A 696-nucleotide genomic window follows, 5' to 3' on the forward strand; every position below is an offset into this window, starting at 1 on the left:
GGCTATATCGATACCAACGACGTCGAAAGCGAGCCGCTGTGGAATAAAGTCTCCGACGACAAACTGAAAGCGCTGCTGGCAAAACAGGGCATTCGCCACGACACCACCGTGATCCTCTACGGTCGCGACGTCTATGCGGCGGCGCGCGTCGCGCAGATCATGCTCTACGCGGGAGTGAAAGATGTGCGTCTGCTGGATGGCGGCTGGAAAACCTGGTCCGATGCCGGTCTGCCGGTCGAGCGCGGATTGCCTGCGAAAGTGACGCCTGCGGATGATTTCGGCGCACCGATCCCGGGGCAGCCGCAGCTGATGGTGGATATGGAACAGGCGCGCGGGATGGTGCATCGCCAGGATGCCTCGCTGGTGAGTATTCGTTCCTGGCCGGAATTTACCGGCGAAACTAGCGGCTACAGCTACATCAAGCCAAAAGGTGAAATCGCAGGCGCGCGCTGGGGCCATGCGGGCAGCGATGCGACGCATATGGAAGATTTCCACAACCCGGACGGCACCATGCGCAGCGCCGAGGATATCGCTGCGATGTGGAAAGCCTGGAACATCCTGCCGGATCAGCACGTCGCCTTTTACTGTGGCACCGGCTGGCGCGCGTCAGAAACCTTTATGTACGCCCGCGCCATGGGCTGGAAAAATGTCTCGGTTTACGACGGCGGCTGGTACGAGTGGAGCAGCCATCCACAA

1 protein-coding gene is annotated in these 696 nt (G+C 60.6%); it reads left to right on the plus strand.

Annotated elements, in window-relative coordinates:
* The coding region (locus K5E19_RS23240; protein ID WP_260411929.1) for a sulfurtransferase at positions 1-696 on the plus strand (696 nt) is incomplete at both ends.

Source organism: Enterobacter sp. RIT637 (assembly GCF_019718755.1).
In the GTDB taxonomy this organism is placed as follows: domain Bacteria; phylum Pseudomonadota; class Gammaproteobacteria; order Enterobacterales; family Enterobacteriaceae; genus Enterobacter.